We start from the raw sequence: 1,028 nt of genomic DNA on the forward strand, positions 1-1,028 counted from the left end.
AAATTAAGGGGGACATTAAAAATGGCAAAAATTTTTTATGAATCAGATTGTGACTTATCATTATTAGATGGGAAAACAGTAGCCATCATTGGATACGGATCACAAGGACATGCACATGCATTAAACTTAAAAGAATCAGGAGTAAAAGTCATCGTAGGATTATACGAAGGATCAAAATCATGGAAAAGAGCTGAAGAACAAGGATTTGAAGTTTGTACATCAGCAGAAGCTGCAAAAAAAGCAGATATCATCATGATCTTAATCAACGATGAATTACAAGCAAAATTATATAAAGAATCAATTGAACCAAATCTAGAAGAAGGAAACATGCTCATGTTTGCTCATGGATTCAATATTCATTTCAATCAAATCGTACCACCAAAAAATGTTGATGTAACAATGATTGCACCAAAAGCACCAGGACATACAGTAAGAAGTGAATATCAAGCAGGGAAAGGAACACCATGTCTAGTAGCCGTAGAACAAGACTACACAGGAAAAGCACAAGACATCGCATTAGCATACTCACTAGCAATTGGAGGAGCAAGAGCAGGTGTATTAGAAACAACATTCAGAACAGAAACAGAAACAGACTTATTTGGAGAACAAGCAGTCTTATGTGGTGGAGTATGTGCTTTAATGCAAGCAGGATTTGAAACATTAGTAGAAGCAGGATATGATCCAAGAAATGCATACTTTGAATGTATCCATGAAATGAAATTAATTGTAGACTTAATCTATCAATCAGGATTTGAAGGAATGAGATATTCAATTTCAAATACAGCAGAATATGGAGATTATATTACAGGACCAAAGATCATCACAGAAGATACAAAGAAAGCAATGAAACAAATCTTAAAAGATATCCAAGATGGAACATTCGCAAAAGACTTCTTATTAGACATGTCAGCAGCTGGAGGACAAGCACATTTCAAAGCAATGAGAAAATTAGCTGCAGAACATGAATCAGAAAAAGTCGGAAAAGAAATCAGAAAATTATATTCTTGGTCTGATGAAGATAAATTAAT

The 1,028-nt window shown here is 34.2% G+C and carries 1 protein-coding gene; it reads left to right on the forward strand.

What is annotated here, in order from left to right; translation table 11 throughout:
* Positions 1-21: 21 nt before the first annotated feature.
* A partial coding sequence (gene ilvC / locus LJD32_RS14930; RefSeq protein ID WP_175302129.1) for a ketol-acid reductoisomerase occupies positions 22-1,028 on the forward strand: 1,007 nt, incomplete at its 3' end.

The organism is Faecalibacillus sp. TM498 (assembly GCF_020589955.1).
Taxonomy (GTDB): Bacteria; Bacillota_I; Bacilli_A; order Erysipelotrichales; family Coprobacillaceae; genus Faecalibacillus; species Faecalibacillus intestinalis.